2 protein-coding genes are annotated in these 1,640 nt (G+C 71.5%); one reads left to right on the top strand and one right to left on the bottom strand.

What is annotated here, in order from left to right:
- Positions 1-203 precede the first annotated feature (203 nt).
- On the bottom strand, positions 204-818 hold the full coding sequence (locus ACZ7M3_RS52825) for a TIGR03086 family metal-binding protein (protein WP_472073986.1): 615 nt from the start codon (positions 816-818) through the stop codon (positions 204-206).
- A 55-nt stretch (positions 819-873) separates the two neighbouring features.
- Here ACZ7M3_RS52825 and ACZ7M3_RS52830 point away from each other — a divergent pair, with 55 nt between their 5' ends.
- Positions 874-1,494: a TetR/AcrR family transcriptional regulator gene (locus ACZ7M3_RS52830; protein WP_472073987.1), complete on the top strand. Its 621-nt coding sequence runs from the start codon at positions 874-876 to the stop codon at positions 1,492-1,494.
- The last annotated feature ends 146 nt before the right edge of the window (positions 1,495-1,640 follow it).

Genomic DNA, 1,640 nt, shown 5'->3' on the forward strand with positions numbered 1-1,640 from the left:
GGGCCCGCCTGGCCGGTGCTCTTTCCGTAGCGGCGACCGCCCCCCGAAGCGTCCGGAGTCGCGCCGCCCGCAGGCGTCGCGTCCTCCGCGTCGCCGGCCGAGCCGAGCATGCGGTAGCAGAGCGCGAGGATCTGCGGCCGCAGCGGGGCGGCCGGCGCCGCGAAGTCGCTCATGTTCCTAACAATGCGGGAGAACGCCCGGCCTCACAGGCTCCCGCCCGACAGGTCTCCGCCGGGCGCCCAGCCCGGTTCACGGCCGGTGAAGGCGACGAACCTGTCCAGGGCGGGTGCATCGGCGGACACCGGCACCTCGGGGTCGAACGGCAGGCCGGGACCGCGGTACTCGGGCTTGACAATCGCCTGAAGGACGGCGAGCGCCTGCGCAGAGGCCGCCGGGTCCGGCCGCCACGACAGGCCCGTGGCCCGGGCCAGGTCCCAGCCGTGCCCGAGCGCCTCCACCAGCAACAGGTCGATCACCGTGCTGCCCGGGTAGGCGCCGCCGATCATCGGCACGTTGACGGTCCGCGTGGCCACCCCGTCGGCCAGGGCGCCCCGCAGCGTCGCGGTGAGCTTCTCGATGACGGCTGCGGAGTCGTCGGACCGGTCGCCGGACCGGTCCCCGTTCATCCGAACCTCCGGATCGGGGCGCACGTCGCCGGCGGGGTCGGCGAACGCGGCCTGGAAGTAGTCCAGCCAGCCGAGCAGGTGCAGCCGCAGCGTTCGCACGTCGAACTCGTCGCACGGCGTCGGCAGGTCCTCCTGGTCCGGCGTGATCGCGTCGAGCAGGCGCGCCAGGTCCTCCAGCACAGGGAAAATCATCACAGCCCCTTTCTGATAGGTAACTATATCGAATGAGTATAGCTATCATCGGAGGATGTCAACACACGGTTCCGGCCGACGGGCCGAATACGCGGCGGCCACCCGGCAGGCGATCCTCACCGCGGCCCGACAGCTGTTCGTCGAACGCGGCTACTTCGACACACGCGTCGAGGACATCGCGCATGCCGCCCGCGTGGCCGTGCCCACCGTCTACGCGGCCGGCGGCGGCAAGAGCGGCCTGCTGCGCACGCTCATCGAGGACGGCGTGCACGCCGCGGAGGCCGGCGGCATCCACGACCACATCGCGGCACAGACCGACCCCGTCGCACTGTTGCGGATGATCGTCGACGGCACATGCGACGAGTTCGGCAAATGGGGGCCGCTCATGCGCCAGGTGACGGCCGCCGCACCCAAGGACGCCGCCGTGCGGGAGAGCCTCGGCGTCGCGCACGCGAGCCTGCGAGCCGGGCTGGCCGCCACCGCGTCACGACTTGACGAGCTGGGCGCCCTACGACCCGGCCTGACCGTGGCAACGGCGACCGACGTGCTCTGGTACTTCCTCGGCAACGGCTCCTACTCCACCCTCACCGACGACTGCGGGTGGCCGCTCGAACGCTCGGCACAATGGCTGTACGAGTGCCTGACCACCACGCTGATCGACCGCGGTGCCCGTTGATGAACGGCCCCGACGTCGGCTCGGACGGCACACCGTCGTCATGCGGACTGCGAACGCACACACCGCTACGGGCACACACCCGGCCGGACTCTCCCCTGACACCGAAGGGCCGAACGGATCGCCGCGCTCGGGACAGCCTGGGGCCC

It is taken from the genome of Streptomyces sp. NPDC111656, from assembly GCF_055656965.1.

What these genes read in the sequence shown, in the direction of transcription:
- ACZ7M3_RS52825 (WP_472073986.1), bottom strand. Translation starts at nt 818, where the DNA reads ATGATTTTCCCTGTGCTGGAGGACCTGGCGCGCCTGCTCGACGCGATC.
- ACZ7M3_RS52830 (WP_472073987.1), top strand. Translation starts at nt 874, where the DNA reads ATGTCAACACACGGTTCCGGCCGACGGGCCGAATACGCGGCGGCCACC.